16 protein-coding genes are annotated in these 16,579 nt (G+C 43.6%); 1 reads left to right on the forward strand and 15 read right to left on the reverse strand.

What is annotated here, in order from left to right; genetic code table 11:
- Positions 1-345 precede the first annotated feature (345 nt).
- From ctpB to flaG, 15 genes are all read right to left on the reverse strand, one after another.
- Positions 346-1,791 carry a carboxy-terminal processing protease CtpB gene (gene ctpB, locus BTA30_RS10005; protein WP_076761109.1) on the reverse strand — a complete coding sequence of 482 codons (1,446 nt, stop codon included), beginning with the start codon at positions 1,789-1,791 and terminating at the stop codon, positions 346-348.
- Between the two features lie 133 nt (positions 1,792-1,924).
- Complete coding sequence (locus BTA30_RS10010; protein ID WP_076761110.1) at positions 1,925-2,983, reverse strand: tartrate dehydrogenase; 1,059 nt, start codon at positions 2,981-2,983, stop codon at positions 1,925-1,927.
- A 190-nt stretch (positions 2,984-3,173) separates the two neighbouring features.
- Positions 3,174-4,424, reverse strand: a complete 1,251-nt coding sequence (locus BTA30_RS10015) for a murein hydrolase activator EnvC family protein (RefSeq protein ID WP_076761111.1) — start codon at positions 4,422-4,424, stop codon at positions 3,174-3,176.
- A 93-nt stretch (positions 4,425-4,517) separates the two neighbouring features.
- Positions 4,518-5,408, reverse strand: coding sequence for a permease-like cell division protein FtsX (ftsX, locus tag BTA30_RS10020; RefSeq protein ID WP_076761112.1), 891 nt, complete (start codon positions 5,406-5,408; stop codon positions 4,518-4,520).
- A complete protein-coding gene (gene ftsE, locus BTA30_RS10025; RefSeq protein WP_076761113.1) occupies positions 5,401-6,087 on the reverse strand; it encodes a cell division ATP-binding protein FtsE in 687 nt (228 codons plus the stop codon). Before ftsE ends, ftsX begins: the two co-directional genes overlap by 8 nt.
- Positions 6,088-6,461: 374 nt before the next feature.
- Entirely contained in the window at positions 6,462-6,785 is a 324-nt protein-coding gene (gene cccB / locus BTA30_RS10035) for a cytochrome c551 (protein ID WP_076761114.1), read from the reverse strand.
- Between the two features lie 46 nt (positions 6,786-6,831).
- On the reverse strand, positions 6,832-7,686 hold the full coding sequence (locus tag BTA30_RS10040; RefSeq protein ID WP_076761115.1) for a YitT family protein: 855 nt from the start codon (positions 7,684-7,686) through the stop codon (positions 6,832-6,834).
- A 431-nt stretch (positions 7,687-8,117) separates the two neighbouring features.
- A protein-coding gene (gene prfB, locus BTA30_RS10045; protein ID WP_125921342.1) for a peptide chain release factor 2 occupies positions 8,118-9,219 on the reverse strand; the annotation gives its coding sequence in 2 pieces (ribosomal slippage) (positions 8,118-9,146 and positions 9,148-9,219; 1,101 coding nt in all).
- Positions 9,220-9,280: 61 nt separating this feature from the next.
- Entirely contained in the window at positions 9,281-11,806 is a 2,526-nt protein-coding gene (gene secA, locus BTA30_RS10050) for a preprotein translocase subunit SecA (protein ID WP_076761117.1), read from the reverse strand.
- 163 nt (positions 11,807-11,969) lie between these two features.
- Positions 11,970-12,530: a ribosome hibernation-promoting factor, HPF/YfiA family gene (gene hpf, locus BTA30_RS10055; RefSeq protein ID WP_076761118.1), complete on the reverse strand. Its 561-nt coding sequence runs from the start codon at positions 12,528-12,530 to the stop codon at positions 11,970-11,972.
- Between the two features lie 286 nt (positions 12,531-12,816).
- Positions 12,817-13,194, reverse strand: a complete 378-nt coding sequence (locus tag BTA30_RS10060; protein ID WP_076761119.1) for a DUF8042 domain-containing protein — start codon at positions 13,192-13,194, stop codon at positions 12,817-12,819.
- Between the two features lie 9 nt (positions 13,195-13,203).
- The gene (gene fliT / locus BTA30_RS10065; RefSeq protein WP_076761120.1) at positions 13,204-13,545 is read right to left on the reverse strand and encodes a flagellar protein FliT; all 342 of its coding nucleotides are present in this window, start codon (positions 13,543-13,545) and stop codon (positions 13,204-13,206) included.
- Positions 13,545-13,946 carry a flagellar export chaperone FliS gene (fliS, locus tag BTA30_RS10070; RefSeq protein WP_076761121.1) on the reverse strand — a complete coding sequence of 134 codons (402 nt, stop codon included), beginning with the start codon at positions 13,944-13,946 and terminating at the stop codon, positions 13,545-13,547. The genes fliT and fliS overlap by 1 nt, the downstream gene beginning before the upstream one ends.
- Positions 13,947-13,964: 18 nt before the next feature.
- Entirely contained in the window at positions 13,965-15,446 is a 1,482-nt protein-coding gene (locus BTA30_RS10075) for a flagellar hook-associated protein 2 (RefSeq protein WP_076761122.1), read from the reverse strand.
- A 19-nt stretch (positions 15,447-15,465) separates the two neighbouring features.
- Positions 15,466-15,807, reverse strand: a complete 342-nt coding sequence (gene flaG, locus BTA30_RS10080) for a flagellar protein FlaG (protein ID WP_076761123.1) — start codon at positions 15,805-15,807, stop codon at positions 15,466-15,468.
- A gap of 305 nt (positions 15,808-16,112) precedes the next feature.
- Between flaG and BTA30_RS10085 the strand changes: the two genes are divergently transcribed.
- Positions 16,113-16,496, forward strand: coding sequence for a hypothetical protein (locus tag BTA30_RS10085; RefSeq protein WP_076761124.1), 384 nt, complete (start codon positions 16,113-16,115; stop codon positions 16,494-16,496).
- The last annotated feature ends 83 nt before the right edge of the window (positions 16,497-16,579 follow it).

A 16,579-nucleotide genomic window follows, 5' to 3' on the forward strand; every position in this document is an offset into this window, starting at 1 on the left:
CCCCATTTATTATTTATGTATAAGAAAAGCGCAAGCGTCAGACGACTCCACCAACCAGAGACGAAGAACGCAAACAGCGCTAACATTCTTCGCAAAAAAAATGCACGCATTATAAATCGTGTAAGCCTTGTTTCCATTTTAAAAACTTTTCATTTATTATACAACTTGCAAAAGTTACATTTTTACTGCATCTTTACATCCTTATAAAGTCTCCCATATACTTATGTTATCGGGTCATTTCTATTCATTATGAATGTTTTTTTTATGAAAAAACAAAAATTTTAGGTAAAAAGGTTGAGAATTTACTTTCTGAGTATAAAAAAAAGTGAGGACATATTGCCACCCTCACTTTTTCTTAAAGAGCACTTTTAATGCGGCTTTAAGCTGCAAATCATTTTTATCATCCATCTTTTTTTCCTCAATCCGAAGGTTCATTGTATTTGCTGTCTTTTGGTCAATTACTCCAGTTTGTTTCAGCTTGTTTTGGGCCTGAAAAGCCATCACAGCTTGCTTAGTGCCCTCATGATAATAGCCGTCTTCCCGGCCCGGAGCAAAACCTAGACCTTTTAACAGCAGCTGTGCACGCTTAATTTCATTGTTGTTCATATCGAGCTTGAGAGGCTCTTTCAACTGAACAGGCCCCACTGAAAAATAAGCAGGCTGTGCTACCGAAACGGTCGGCTGAATTCCTTTTTTATGGATCCAGTTTCCTTTTGGTGTGAGCCATTTATACAGAGTCAGCTTGATATTGCTGCCATCTCCCATTGGAACGGCCTGCTGAACGGTGCCTTTTCCAAAGGAAGCATCACCGACTACTTGATATCCTTCCGCTTCTTTTAGTGCACCAGCCAGAATTTCTGACGCGGAAGCGCTGCCCTTATCTGTGATCACACTAACAGGATATGGTTTTTTCTCTTTACGTTTTGAAAAGTACTGCTTTTTATTGCCGTTTCTTTCGGCGATTTGAATGTATGGATGATCTTTTGTCACAAAATGTTTTAAAATGTCTTCAACACTTTGTAAGTATCCGCCAGGATTGCCCCTTACATCTAATACAAGACCTTTTATTCCCTTTTTCTCGAGCTTTTTCAGCTCTGCGGCAAAATCTTTGGCTGTATGTTCGGAAAAAGAAGAAATAGCCATGTACCCGACCGGCTTATCCTGTACTTTTTTAATTGAAACAAAAACGGTCTCAAGCGGAATATCGTCGCGTTTGATCGTAAATGTCAGCTGATCCTTCATACCGGGACGGTGAACCTTCAACGTAACCGTCGATCCCTTTTTTCCCCTGATTTTTAATACGGCATCATTCAAATCCATTCCAGCCATTGATTGTCCGTCAATGCTGAGGATTTCATCGTTTGGCTTTAATCCGGCTTTCTCTGCCGGGGATTTTTTGAATGGAGAGACGATAATAATTTTTCGGTCTTCCATTCCAATTTCCGCTCCGATTCCTTCAAAAGAGGAATCAAGAGAATCGGAAAACCGTTTCGCTGTCTGTTTATCCATATAAACCGAATATGGGTCATTTAATGTTGAAAGCATGCCCTGAATGGCTCCTTCCAACAGCTTTTCCCTGTCTACCTGCTCCACATATTCATTTGAGATGAGATCGTATGCTTTTTCAATTTTCTCCATTGCCTCGCTTCTGTCGGCGTCTCTATCTGAACCCGCTTCAGCTGCGGCGGCGGCTTTCGGGATGTGTCCATGCAAGGCGTTCAGGTCAACCCCTGTCAGCAGACCGCATAGCAGACTGATGGCCATGATGAGCCGCGCAATCTTCTGATTCATCCTATACCTCCTCTTCTGGCTGCACTATGTTTCTGTTGCTTGATGTAGTATGTGTCAAACATCATGATTTCATGTAGTTGATTTCGATACGAAAAAAAAACCGCCGAATCACTCCGGCAGCTTTCATCGCTCTTTATAAGGCTTTAAGACGTTTGATGATTTCATCTGTGACTTCTTCCGTTGTGCTTGTACCGCCGATATCCGGTGTTAAGATACCGCTTTTTAGAACATCTTCAATGACATCCAGCAGTTTGCTTCCAAGCTCCTCTTCTCCAAAATGGTCCAGCATCATTTTTGCCGTCCATATTTGCCCCACTGGATTGGCAATCCCTTTTCCGATGATATCCGGTGCAGAGCCGTGGACCGGTTCAAACATGGAAGGAAATTTGCCATTTACATTGATATTGGCCGCTGGTGCAATACCGATACTTCCCATAATCGCTGCCCCGATATCTGTTAAAATATCTCCGAACAGGTTGCTGGCAACGATGATGTCAAATGTCTCCGGCTTCGTAACAAAAAACGACGCCAATGCATCGATATGCTGCGAATCAGCTGCAATATCAGGGTAATCTTTTGCCGTCAGTTCAAAGACTTCATCCCAGAAAGGCATCGAATGAATGATTCCGTTTGACTTTGTCGCACTTGTTACATGCTTTTTCCGTTTGGCCGCCATTTCAAAAGCAAAACGCATCGCTCTTTCCGCTCCTTTTCGTGAAAAAACGGCATTCTGAATGGCGATTTCCTCTTCATTGCGATAAATTCGTCCCCCGACCGTGCTGTATTCTCCTTCACTGTTTTCCCGAACGACAAGCAGATCAAAATCTTTCGGACTGGCTAAAGGGGACTTGATCCCCTGCAAAAATTTCGCCGGCCTTATATTGATGACTTGTTCGAATTCGCGGCGTATTTTAATAAGCAGGCCCCATAAAGAAACGTGGTCTGGTACAAGCTTGCTGTTGCCCACAGCGCCTAAGAAAATGCTGTCGAAATCTTTCAGCTTCACCAATCCATCATCAGGCATCATTTGGCCATGTTCCAAATAATACTCGCAGCTGTATGGAAATTCAGTGAAATGAAATGAGATTCCCCCATGAACATCAGAAACCGCTTTCAAAACACGCTGTGCGGCAGGCACGACTTCTTTTCCTACACCGTCTCCGGGTATGCTGGCAATGTTGAATACTTTCATCGGACAATCCCCTCGCTTTTCAAAAATTGTCGACTGTCGACAGATATTACTTTCATTCTATACGTTGTGTTATTTTCTGACAAGATGAATTTTGGCAGACGATGACAAGAGAAAAAGAGGGTTGAGCCTTTTACCCCGATAAAAAAAAGCCGATTCGGCCAACATGGACCGAACCGGCTTTGAAGCTTTTTTAAAGCGGTATATAATTGGCCGGATCAACAGCGTTTGATTTTGCGTTGTTCCATAGCCCTTTATGAATTTCGAAGTGGAGATGCTGGCCGTAGGAATGTCCTGTATTCCCCATCGTTCCAATAACTTTTCCCTGCTCAACGCGCTGGCCTGTCCGCACTTTGAGTGAAGACATGTGGGCATAGACCGTTTGATACGTCTGGCCATTGATGTTATGGGTAATAAAGACAACATTTCCATAGCTTGACGAATAGTGCGCATTATAAACGGTACCCGCAGCAGCGGCATAAATCGGAACGCCTGAGCCGCGCTTGGCAATATCTACACCGAAATGGTCTCCGAGCGAACGTTTTCCGAATCCGGAAGTAAATGTGCCGGAAGCAGGACGAATAAAGCCTGAGCTGCTTGGAGCAGACGGTTTAGATGAAGAAGCTTCTGAACTTCCGCTTGACGCTTGGCGGCGCGCTTCAGCTTCCTGTTTTTTTCTATGCGCCTCTTCGGCTTTTATCGCTTCACTCTGCCGCTTTAAAATCTCGGCTTCGTTTTCAAGTGAACCAAGCGCTTCATGGGCATGATCTTTATCCTGTTTCACTTTTTCCATCACTTTTGATTTTTCTTTTTGCTGTTCATCTAATGTCTTTTTTAATTTTTCCAGGTCTTTAAGGGCTTTTTCAAGGGTTTCAAGGTCCTCACTCAGCTTTGTTTCCTTTTTCTCAACCAGCTGAAGATCCCTTTTCTGCTCTTCCATTAAGTCCTTGTCCGCTTCAACAATTGTCGAGACAGCCCCCGCCCGGCTGATGAAATCCGCAAAGCTTCTTGCTCCGAGAAGAACATCTATGTACTGAATGGAACCGCCGTTTTCTTGGATTGAACGAACCCGGTCTTTCAATATTTTATTGCGCTTCTCGATCTTTTTCTTAAGCTCTTTAATTTGCTTTTTCAGCTCATCGATACTTTTCTTCGTTTTATCGATTTCTTCTTTTTTCTTTTCAAGCTTTTCATTCGTGTCAGTCATTTGACCGTCGATTTTCTCTATGTCGCTTTTCAAACTTGCTTCTTTTGACTCAAGCTCGGAAAGCTCCTGTTTCTTTTTCTCCAGTTTTGACTGGTTTTCCGACTTCTTGCTCTGAACGTCGCTCTTCTTTTTCTCCAAGTCTTCATAAGCTAAAGCATGGTTGCTTTTGAATGGGATTAAAGCTGCCGACATTCCGACCACAGCAGTCAACCCCAGCGTCATAAGCTTTTTTCTCAACCTTGGTTCCTCCTTGCCTTCAGAATCAAGGGAGCCCGGCGCTCTGCAGGCATCCCAGCTTTAAACATGACAGAACCGGCTGAAAGCGCCGGTCTAAACTTTTAAGAATTTACGAATCGACGTCAGGCTTCCCCATACGCCAATGATTGCGCCGATAAGGACCAAAATGGCGGAAATCTGGAATACAAACGGATTGTATGGCAAAAGCTCGATAAAGGAGCCCTGGACTTTCGGTGCTATCCACTGAACGGCTTGATCATACGTTCCGAGCAATATAGCGATCGGGATGATGGAACCGCAAATGCCCAAGAGAAGACCTTCAATAAAGAAAGGCCAGCGGATAAACCAGTTTGTCGCACCTACAAGCTTCATAATCTCGATTTCTTTGCGTCTTGCAAAAATCGTAATTTTAATCGTATTCGAAATTAAGAACATCGCCGTAAACAGGAGACCGATGATCAATACGATGCCGACGTTTCTTGCAACACCGACGACGTTAAACAGCCGGCTTACTTCTTCCTGGCCGTAGGTTACCTTATAAGTATGTGCAAGCTTCTCGATCTTCTTGGCCGCTTTCGGCGTATCGTGAGGGTCGGATGTTTTCACGATGAAAGCATCGTTTAACGGGTTCTCCTGATCAAACATTGAAAAGGATTTCCCTTCCTCGCCTAAGCTTTCTATCAAGTTTTTAAGCTCTTCATCTTTTGAAGAGTAATTGACACTGCTGATTTCAGATATTTCTTTAATCTCTTTTTCCAATTTATTTTTCTGATCTTGGTTGGCGGTTAATTCGACTAAGACTTTGATTTCCACTTCTTTTTCAGCTTTCGACGCCATATTGTTCAGGTTCAGCATGATAACCATAAATACGCCGACCAAGATAAGCGTAACTGTTACAGCACTGATGGATGCGAAAGTCATCCACGTGTTTCTCCCGAGAGATTTTAAGCTCTCGCGCAAATGCCGTCCGAGAGTTTTAATCATAAGAACCATACTCCCCTCTAGCTTCATCACGTACAATGACTCCGTCTTCGATTGCGATGACCCGTTTCTTCATGGTGTTAACGATTTCTTTGTTATGAGTCGCCATAACGACTGTTGTTCCGCGGTTATTAATTTCTTCAAGCGTCTTCATGATTTCCCAAGACGTTTCAGGATCAAGGTTTCCAGTCGGCTCGTCAGCAATGACCACATCAGGGCTGTTGACGATTGATCTCGCGATTGAAACCCTTTGCTGTTCACCGCCTGACAGCTGATCGGGAAACTGTCTTGCTTTATGCTTCAGCTGTACAAGATCGAGCACTTCGAGCACTTTTTTTCTGATGACCTCTGGGCGCTCCCTGATGACTTCTAAAGCAAAAGCAACATTTTCAAACACCGTCAGTTTCGGCAGCAGTTTAAAGTCTTGGAAAACGACGCCGATTTTCCTTCTGACAAAAGGAATCTCTTTTTCTTTTAAGTTCGCCAAATTTTTATTGTTTATGACAATCTTCCCTTTGGAAGGTTTTTCTTCACGGTAAATCATTTTGATGAAGGTTGATTTTCCCGCGCCGCTTGGTCCGACAACATAAACAAACTCCCCGGGATATATCGAGATGCTTATTCCGTTTAGCGCAGAAACCCCGTTGGAATAAGTCTTATATACATCTTTTATTTCGATCATGTAATCACCTAATCTTTTATGTTTATACGGTCATACTCTTCGAAAGGGTATGTCGCTTTATGTCCTTTTCATTCAGCATGCAGACCGCAACTGTATCAAGCTCTTTTTCAACAACACCCATTATACGTCAAGATTAGACAAAATGATATTACAGTTTTGTTTCAATGACGACATAAGTTATAGGAAAAACGCAAAATCAGCCAGAAAATGTGTACTTTCGGCCTTTTTTGAGGCAAAAGAACCCGATATGCTCTGATTTTCAATAGGTTAAAAGTTCTATTAAAATGAAAAAGAACCTGATCCATGTGTGAATCAGGTTCTCTCCTGAATTTCCGGAAAGCATTCAGCGCAAGCTGCCTCCGCTTAGGAAATTCCTACTTTTTCTTTGAAAGCCATTTTGCAATTGCTTCAGCTTCATCTTTCTTCACAAGGTTGCCGGGCATGCCTCCGCGGCCATTGACAACGATGTCCTTAATTTCTTTTTCATCATACTTTCCGCCAACTTCTTTCAAGCTGGGTGCAGAACTGCCGGCCAAATCCTTTCCATGGCAGCCGGTGCAGTTTTGCTGATAAATTTCTTCCCCGTCTTTTGCAGTCGTTTGCCCGTCTGTATTGCTTTCTTTGCTTTCATTATTGCCTCCGCAGGCGGCGAGCACAAAAGAAACAGCCATAAACAGAGTAAACAGCTTCATTTTCATTTTGAGGTCAGCTCCTTTAACAAATCAATCCTTATTATAACCTCGATTACGCGCGTTTAAAACCCTCACCGAGCACTTCAGAAGCGTCCATTGCAATCACAAATGCAGACTCATCAATATGTTTGACCAGTTGTTTCAGCTTTGTGAACTCGGTTTGGCCGACAACGCACATCAAGATGGGACGTTCATCATCCGTATAGCCTCCGACAGCCGATATTTTTGTAATGCCTCTGTCGATTTTAACCAAAACCGCTTTTCGTACTTCTTCCTCCCGGTTTGTAATGATCATCGCCATTTTTGAACGGTTGAATCCGACCTGTATCACATCGATGGTTTTGCTTGATATGTAAACGCCAAGCATGGCATAAAGCCCTTGCTCAATATTAAAAACAAACATCGCTGCCAGCACAATCGTGCCGTCGATCAGCGCCAGGCACTTGCCTTGAGAAAGCCCTGTGTACTTATGGATGATTTGAGCCGCCAGAGCAGTCCCGCCCGTTGATCCTCTTCCAAGAAAAACGATTCCGATACCTGCTCCGATCCCGACGCCCCCAAAAATGGCGGCCAACAGCGGATTCGCCGTCGCCGGAGTGATATCCCGCGTCAGATAAACGACAAATGGGAGAAAAACTGACCCCACAAGCGTCTTCATTCCGAATTTCCCTCCGAGAATGAGCACCCCCGCAACAAATAAAGGAATATTAAAAGCCCATTGCACATATGCCGCTTCAAAGCCGAACGACTGCAAAATGGTGCTGATTCCGCTGACTCCGCCCGCTGCTATCCGGTTCGGAAGCAAAAACATATTAAACGTAACAGCGACGATTGCCGCTCCTATCAGAATGCAGCCATAATCACGCAGCACCGAAAAAAAATGATATCTGTTTTTGTCAAATGTCATGTGTGTCATCCCCCGTGCAAATCTTTAACAATCGCGAGTATAGCACTTCGTCAATTGTAAGTAAATAACAGCCGGATAACGTGTTAATCGGCTAAAGCGGCAGAGGGACAAAGGCTCAAGTGCTTCTGCCGGCGGTATCTTACGACTTAGGGTGGACAATCGCAGACAGGTTTAGCCGTAAAAAAAGACACACCCGATGCGGATGTGTCTCAGCGTGTCGACAAACCCTCGCATTCGTTGTCAGGCCTGCGCGTCGGTGCTCACGAATTCCAACATTCGCTCTGCTCCGATGCTCGTTCTTCCTAGACTGCAAGGGTTTTCAATCACGCTGAAGCTAAAAAGGATGACAAAATCCTAAAACTATAAACCGTTTTAGGATTTTGTCATCAATCTGAGACACACCCGATGCGGATGTGTCTGGCTTGCATGATTTAAGAAAGCTTGGAACGCAAGTACGCGTCAATGAAAGAATTAATGTCTCCGTCCATGACAGCCTGCACGTTCCCCATTTCCGTATTGGTTCTATGGTCCTTGACAAGAGAATACGGGTGGAAAACATATGACCGGATTTGGCTTCCCCAGCCGATTTCTTTCTGCTCGCCGCGAATCTCATCGAGCTGTGCCTGCTGCTCTTCAATCCTGCGCTGATACAGCTTTGATTTGAGCATTTTCATCGCTCGTTCACGGTTTTTAATTTGCGAGCGCTCTGTTTGGCATGTGACGATGACTCCTGTCGGCAGGTGGGTGATCCGGACGGCTGAATCTGTTGTATTGACGTGCTGGCCGCCGGCTCCGCTGGCCCGGTACGTATCAACTTTGATATCCTCCGTGCGGATATCGATATCGATTTCTTCATTGAATTCAGGCATGACATCGCAAGAAACAAATGACGTATGCCTGCGGCCCGATGAATCAAACGGAGAAATTCTGACAAGCCGGTGCACGCCTTTTTCAGCCTTTAGGTAGCCATATGCATTATGGCCTTTAATTAATAGTGTGACAGACTTAATACCCGCTTCATCACCGGGAAGATAATCAAGGGTTTCCACTTTAAAACCGCGGCGTTCAGCCCATCTCGTATACATTCTGAGCAGCATGGAGCCCCAATCCTGAGATTCTGTGCCGCCGGCTCCCGGATGCAGTTCCAATATCGCATTGTTTTTATCATATGGTTCACTTAACAGAAGCTGAAGTTCGAATTCGTTGAACCGCTTTGTCAAGCTTTTCAGCTCATTCACCAGTTCAGCCTGGAGATCAGGGTCCGGGTCTTCTTTTAAAAGATCGTGAGTCATCTGCAGATCTTCATGTGCTTCGCTTAAATTATTGTATGTGTTGACGTAATCCTTTAGCGCATTCGCTTCATTGATGATCGTCTGCGCTTTTTGCTGGTCTCCCCAAAAATCCGGGTCGGCCATTTGCTCTTCTAATTCGCTGATTCTCGCTTCTTTTGTTTCGAGGTCAAAGAGACCCCCTAAAGTCCGCTAATCGAGAAGCCATATTTTCAAGTTCCTGTCTGATTTCAACTAATTCCATTTCCTTCACCTCATCGTGTATTCAGCCCGTTGTCAAAATAAAAAGAGGCGCACACCTCTTTTTATTCTGTTCTTCCGCAGCAGTTTTTATATTTTTTTCCGCTTCCGCAGTAGCAAGGATCGTTGCGTCCGATATCGACCGCTTTGCGGACCGGTTTTTTCTTAGCCTGTTTTTCATCATCGCCTTCTTTCGGCTGATGTGCTGTTGTCTGTCCTTGAATCACTTCTTCGCGTTCAAGGTTGTTTTCGATTTCAGCCTTCATGACGAATTTTGAGACGTCATCTTCGATGGCGGCGACCATGCTTTCAAACATTGCAAAGCCTTCCATCTGATATTCGCGGAGCGGGTTAGTCTGGGCATATGCCCGCAGATGAATCCCTTGACGAAGCTGATCCATCGCATCAATATGATCCATCCATTTCGTATCCACTTCGCGGAGAACGATCACTTTCTCAAATTCGCGCATTTGTTCAGCGCCGTATCTTTCTTCTTTTTCATCATATTTCGTTTTGATCCGGTCAAAAACGAGCTCCGTGATTTCCTCAGGCTCTTTTCCAAAAATATCGCTCTTCTCAAGCGCGCCTTCATCAAGGAAATTCGCATTGATCAGTTCGACGAGGCCGTCAAGATTCCACTCTTCAGGCAGATCCTCTTTCGGAGTGAAAGAAGCGACGGCGCGTTCGAGCGAAGATTTTATCATATCTTCAACGATGGAGCGGAGGTTATCCGAATCGATGACCTCAAAGCGCTGCTTATAGATGACTTCCCGCTGCTGGCGGAGGACATCGTCATATTGCAGAAGCTGTTTACGGGCGTCAAAGTTGTTCCCTTCCACGCGTTTCTGTGAGGATTCAACCGCTCTTGAAACCATCTTGCTTTGAATCGGCGTTGAATCGTCCATTCCGAATCGGTCAAGCATCGCCATCGTCCGCTCGGCTCCGAACCGCTTCATCAATTCATCTTCCATGGAAAGATAAAATTGTGTAATACCAGGGTCCCCTTGACGGCCTGAACGTCCGCGAAGCTGGTTGTCGATCCGCCGTGATTCATGGCGCTCCGTCCCGATGACGGCAAGTCCGCCGAGCTCTTTAACACCTTCGCCGAGCTTGATGTCGGTACCGCGCCCCGCCATATTTGTAGCGATTGTCACAGCGCCTTGATGACCGGCTTCTTCAATGATCTGGGCTTCGCGTTCATGGTTTTTCGCATTTAACACTTGATGCGGAACCCCTTTATTTTTAAGCAGTTTGGAAATGAGTTCAGATGTCTCGACCGCGACTGTGCCGACCAGGACAGGCTGGCCGACCATATAGCGCTGGGCGACATCCTCTGCAACGGCTTTAAATTTCCCTTCCATTGTGCGGTAAATCAGATCCGGACGGTCGTCACGGGCAATCGGCTTGTTCGTCGGAATCGTCACAACCTGCATGTTGTAGATGTTGCGGAATTCTTCTTCTTCCGTTTTTGCCGTACCTGTCATACCGGACAATTTTTCGTACATCCGGAAATAGTTCTGGAAGGTGATCGTGGCGAGCGTCATGCTCTCATTCTGAATTTCCAGCCCTTCCTTCGCTTCAATGGCCTGGTGAAGTCCATCGCTGTAGCGGCGGCCTTTCATCAAACGTCCTGTAAAGGAATCAACGATGACGACCTGCCCGTCTTCCACGACATAGTCAACATCTTTATGCATCGCCGCATGCGCTTTTAGCCCCTGGGCAATATGGTGGTTTAAGGCGACATGGCGGACATCGAATAAGTTTTCGATGCCAAACGCTTTTTCAGCCTTGGTCATTCCTTCTTCAGTCAGCTGAACGGCTTTTGTTTTAATATCATATGTGTAATCCTGCTCAACCTTTAAAGTCCGGACAAACGCGTTGGCCTGAACGTAAAGCTTTGTCGATTTTGCTGCTTGTCCCGAAATAATGAGCGGTGTTCTCGCTTCATCAACTAAGATGGAATCCACTTCATCGATAACCGCAAAATGAAGCGGGCGCTGAACCATCTGTTCTTTATAAAGAACCATATTATCGCGCAAGTAGTCAAAACCAAGCTCATTGTTCGTAGAATACGTAATATCGGCGGCATAGGCTTCGCGCTTCTCTTCTTTTGACAGGCTGTTCAAGTTCAGACCGACTGTCAGTCCGAGAAATTGAAAGATTTGCCCCATCTCTTCAGCATCGCGGCTTGCCAAATATTCGTTGACCGTCACAATGTGAACGCCTTTGCCGGAAAGCGCGTTTAAATAAACGGGCATAGTGGAAGTCAATGTTTTACCTTCCCCCGTTTTCATCTCAGCGATATTTCCTTCATGAAGGGCGATCCCCCCCATTAACTGAACTTTAAAAGGGAACATGCCGGTTACACGCCGGGATGCTTCCCTGACTGCAGCAAACGCTTCAGTTAAAAGGTCATCAACCGATTCCCCTTTTTCAAGCCGTTCTTTAAACTCGATTGTTTTATGCTGTAATGCCTCATCAGAAAGCTTTTCCATATCCGACTTGAGCGCATCAATCTCATTCGCTCTCTTTTCATAACGGCTGAGCGTCCGTTTTGTCGGATCAAACACTTTATTTAAAATTCCAAGCATAAAATAACGCTCCTCTGTAATTTTCCTTGTTTAAATAAGAGTAAACAGTGATTTTTATATATGCAATTATCATATCACACCTTTTGTCATTTCCAAACAATTTACCGCGGAGTAACGGAAAAAAACCCCTCTGCGGGACATCCGCGAGGGGCGGTGGTCATCTTTATTCATTCGGTTCAATCAAACCGTATTTTCCATCGTTTCGCCGATAGACCACATTGGTCAGATTCGTTTCGGCGTTTGTGAATACAAAGAAGCTGTGTCCAAGCATATTCATTTGTAAAATGGCTTCTTCATTATCCATCGGTTTTAAGTTAAACCGCTTTTGACGGACAACCTGTGGCTGTTCATCATCGATTTCGTCCTTCACGGCTGTGCCGATGCCGTTCCCTTCCGCAAATACATACTTTGGAGAACCCTGTTCACGACATTTGCGATTTACTTTTGTTTTATGCTTGCGGATTTGACGTTCCAGTTTATTTACTGCCAGATCGACTGCATTGTACATATCTTCGTGATGAACTTCCGCACGGAGAGAGAGGTCTGTCATTGGAATTGTCACTTCCACCTTGGATTCCTGATCATTATAGTATTTCAAGTTGACCTGGACAATCGCATCAACGTTATGTTCAAAATAACGCTCCAGCTTTCCAATTTTCTTCTCGACGTGTTCTCTTAACGCTGCTGTTACCTCAATGTTTTCTCCTCTGACGTTGTACTCCATCAAAAGAACGCCTCCTTTATATTAAGGATATGTAAATATATTTCTCCATTTCCCTTCTTCATTCCTGCCTAAACGTAAAAATTTTGTGAAAAATCCGTGAATTTTGCCGAAGTTTGTCTCTTTCTGAATGATTAATGAGATGCGGATGTAAATTCCCTTTATGGAATCCTAAATATATTCATGTGCGGATAAAATCAGAACGTTTTTAATGAAGATCAAACCTCGCCTGCGTTTATTTAAACATAATGGCCTACACCTGAAGGAATAATCGGTCAGGTGTAGGCCATTAATGGATGACATAAGGTTTCATGCATTGATGAATCGTATTCATCCATTTTCGATAGATCGGCAAAAAACGGTTGATTAAATCATGCTGAAATTCGGGAGAAGGATAATTGTAATAAATGAGGCTGTCAAATTCCCGGAAGACTCTGTCAAAAAAACGAATGGAGGATTTTGCACAGCTTGTCTCCAAAATCGACAGCAGAATAGCGTGTGACGAATCCAATTGAAAAAAAGCATAGATCAAGTCATTAAAAATGCGCTCTCCTTCTGTCTTCGCCAAATCTCGATCCGCCTCTATTAAATAGCAAAAACCTTCTTCAATCGTAAACAAAAGCTGATAATAAGTCGTTAAAAGCATATAATCCTCGGTGCTTGTCAAATGTCTCACCTATTTGCGCTTGTCATAATATGTACCGTCAATCGTCATATTTTGGTATGGGTTTATATACGAATGATGCATGGCACGCTTTTGCTTTGCTTTAACCAGCTCTTTTTTAACATCCTGCTGCAGCCTTTTCAATTCGGTCATAATCAGCGGTTCCATATCAACCACCTGCTGCAGCTCAAGCTTTTCCTCTTCAGAAAGAGGCGGCTTGATCTCTTTGATCAAGCCCTCGCGTTTCTCAAAAAAATCTTCAATTGCCTGAATCAGCTCATCACTTTCCGGAGCATCCTTAACTCGGACCAGCATATTTTTGGTTTCCCTGTACAGCAGCCCTGTTCTGCTCATTACGCCTGCCCGCCTGATCCGTGCCGGCCTTGCCGCTCGATTTGAATCGCCTGCTTCCATGCGTCGCGTAAATCTTTGACATACCCTTCGACTTCAGTCAGGATGTCTTTGTCATTGTTGATGTTCGCTTCAATCAGACGGCGGTGGATATACTCGTACATCGCCGCCATTGATCCGGCCATTTCCACTTTTCGATTGAGGGTCAAGTTTAGTTCCTGAATAATGTTTTGGACTTTGACAAGGTTAGTATTTTTCAATTCCATATTCTCTTGCTCAATCGCCTGTTTCGCCTGTTTCATAAATTTAAGACAGCCGTCATATAGCATAAGCGTCAATTCTCCAGGCGTTGCCATATTGATTGAATTTTGCTGATAAGCTGCATACGGATTGTTTAAAGCCATTCTTGATCCTCCACAAAATTATTGTCCAAGCATTTGTAATAAGTATGCCGATTGTTCGTTCGCTTTTTGAATCGCTTTTTCCATCGCCGTGAATTTCGTATAGTAGCGATTTTCAACTTGTGTCAGACGGTCATTCATTGACAAAATATCAGATTCAACAGTATTCAAATTTTTCCCGATAGAGAATTGATTGTTTGCCATAGTAGTATTTCCGGCTTTGTCTTCAATCTGCTTTTTCGTATCGGTTAAAACAGACTGGAGCCGTCTCATGATCCCTTTTTCATTATAATTTTCAGTGCTGCTTGTTCCCGCTAAAAAGAGATTTGCAACACTGTCAGGATCTTCTTTAATTTTCGCTTTCAGCTTTTCTTCGTTTATTTCTAAATGACCGCGCTTATTGTATGCGCTTGAAGTCGAAATTCCAAACTGGGTAAGCTGCAGCGATTCTCCATTTACAGACACGTTGGAATAGAAATCTGTCCGCATTTGGTTGGTGGCACCGCTTAAAATCGTGTCGTTTCGGAGCAGTCCGCTTTTCGCTTTTTCTTCCCAAAGCTCAATCTGCTTTTCTGTCATATCTTCTTTTTGTTCGTCTGACAGCGGTGTGTAGTCCCGATATTTCTTCTCAACCAACTTTCCGTTGACCATATCGATCAGTTCATTGTACTGTGTGACAAAATCTTTGATCTTCTCGTAAATCCCGTCAACATCAGTGGATACGTCAATTGAAACAGGGCTTGTTGTCGTGTTTTTCAGCTGATATGTCACATTATTAACAGTAAAGTTGTTCGTTGTCTTCTCCATCTGCAGTCCGTTGATGACAACTTCCGCATTTTGTCCCTCTTGGCTGGCCGTTAATTTGTTGTCGGCATCAAGCGCAAATCCGAGCTGGTCTGTCATAAAGCTTGCTGTCGCAGCATCATCAGCCTGAATACTGCCGCCCGCTCCAGTGGTTTTTGATGTTAAAGCGATGGTTTCCACATATTCAGTCCCATTGTAGATCTTATCTTTTATAGCTGATACGCCTAAACCCGATTTATTGATTTTAGAAACGATGTCATCCAGAGTATCTGTACTGCTGACACTGATTTCAACCTTTTTCGCAGTTGTCTCTCCAGGAGCTGTCACTTGAAAGGTTAATGTTTGATCGCTCCCTGTATATCCTGAAATATCAGAAGATTTATAGGTAGCTGCGGTTGCCAATCTGTTGACTTGGATTGTGCTTGAAGCAGAGCTTGTCGTCGCTGTCGCTGTCACTGCGGATTCATCAGCGCTTACTACCTTTTTCGCGCCGTATGTACTCGGCCGAAGCATAAGATTGATTGATTCCTGCATCTCTTTGATTTTCGTATTGATTTCACGATAGCTGTCGCGCTGCCATTCCAAAAGCTGTTTCTTTTGCGTCAGCTTATCAAGCGGCACACGCTCTGTTTTCATTAATTTGCTGACAATGTCGTCAATATCCATTCCTGAAGCTAAACCAGATATTCTCATTACCATATCATGAAACACTCCTGTTCTACGTTGTTTTATCGACAATTAATCCCATAAACTCTGCCATCGCCGCATAAAAATCGAGCCACTCCTTAGGCGGGATCTCGCGGATGACTTCCTCTGTCTGATTATCTACTACTTGCACATAATATTCACCCAGTTTTTCATGAAGCTCAAACTGGAGATGGACTTGTGAAGGCTCCAATAGTTTGTTGGCCCCTTGCACCGTTTTTTCAAGCTCTGCAAATGAAAATTCAGCCGCCTGAACCTCCTGCACATGTTCTGAGCCTTCATGCTGCCTATTCATCATCTGCGTCCTGTAAGCATCAATAATAGGTTCTAAAGATGACAATCTTCCGATCGACAATTTTTAACATCCCCTATGCTATGATCTAAAATTTATATCGGCTAAGGGGGAATGACATTAAATATATTTATGGAAAAAAATAATCTATCCAAGAATAAGGGTTGTTGTATTACATTATTTTTAAAAGTTTTCAAAACAAAGATCATTTGCAGTATTACAGTAGCATTTTACATTAGAACTAATATAAAAAAAACACACTATTTTATTAGTTAATTCCATATACCGTTTTTCGTTATTTATTCAAAAATTCACATCAGTGAGATGTTATAATTAAGACGATATTAAATTAAGAAAGGGGATTAACGATGAAAAAAATCTTTGTCTCATTGGCAATGGCCTTTCTATTGTCATTTAGTTTTTACTCTTCTTCAAAGGCAGCCGTTTTAGCACGAGTAGCGGTATACCCAGGTGAAGTTCGTCAAAGCGCTGATATTTTTCGAGGCGTTGGAGAAGGCGATTTCCGCTGCAAATTTTATTATGCAACACGCTTAGGCAGCGGCACTTGTTCTCTTTACGAAATAACCCCAGAAGGAAGAACCAAAATAGTTGCCTCTTCAAGCGTAGATTACTCGCTACAGCAAGAAATTCAAACGGTTTATACCCATCCGGATAACCGCTATTACATAAAAGGAAAGAACTCTGCACTCAGTGGTACTAGAACTCTTATTATCAGTGAATTTTCTAATTGATAGACATCTTATATTTGGGCACTCAAAGGATAACCGATTGAGTGTCTCTTTATATATATCAAATATTGTACGCCTAACTCAGA

This window comes from Bacillus swezeyi (assembly GCF_001969815.1).
In the GTDB taxonomy this organism is placed as follows: Bacteria; Bacillota; Bacilli; order Bacillales; family Bacillaceae; genus Bacillus; species Bacillus swezeyi.

Coding starts and splice junctions, on each gene's coding strand:
- hpf (WP_076761118.1), bottom strand. CDS start 12,530: ATGGAGTACAACGTCAGAGGAGAAAACATTGAGGTAACAGCAGCGTTA.
- cccB (WP_076761114.1), bottom strand. CDS start 6,785: ATGAAAATGAAGCTGTTTACTCTGTTTATGGCTGTTTCTTTTGTGCTC.
- fliT (WP_076761120.1), bottom strand. CDS start 13,545: ATGAGCAGAACAGGGCTGCTGTACAGGGAAACCAAAAATATGCTGGTC.
- secA (WP_076761117.1), bottom strand. CDS start 11,806: ATGCTTGGAATTTTAAATAAAGTGTTTGATCCGACAAAACGGACGCTC.
- ftsE (WP_076761113.1), bottom strand. CDS start 6,087: ATGATCGAAATAAAAGATGTATATAAGACTTATTCCAACGGGGTTTCT.
- BTA30_RS10040 (WP_076761115.1), bottom strand. CDS start 7,686: ATGACATTTGACAAAAACAGATATCATTTTTTTTCGGTGCTGCGTGAT.
- BTA30_RS10085 (WP_076761124.1), top strand. CDS start 16,113: ATGAAAAAAATCTTTGTCTCATTGGCAATGGCCTTTCTATTGTCATTT.
- ctpB (WP_076761109.1), bottom strand. CDS start 1,791: ATGAATCAGAAGATTGCGCGGCTCATCATGGCCATCAGTCTGCTATGC.
- fliS (WP_076761121.1), bottom strand. CDS start 13,946: ATGGCTTTAAACAATCCGTATGCAGCTTATCAGCAAAATTCAATCAAT.
- BTA30_RS10010 (WP_076761110.1), bottom strand. CDS start 2,983: ATGAAAGTATTCAACATTGCCAGCATACCCGGAGACGGTGTAGGAAAA.
- ftsX (WP_076761112.1), bottom strand. CDS start 5,408: ATGATTAAAACTCTCGGACGGCATTTGCGCGAGAGCTTAAAATCTCTC.
- BTA30_RS10075 (WP_076761122.1), bottom strand. CDS start 15,446: ATGGTAATGAGAATATCTGGTTTAGCTTCAGGAATGGATATTGACGAC.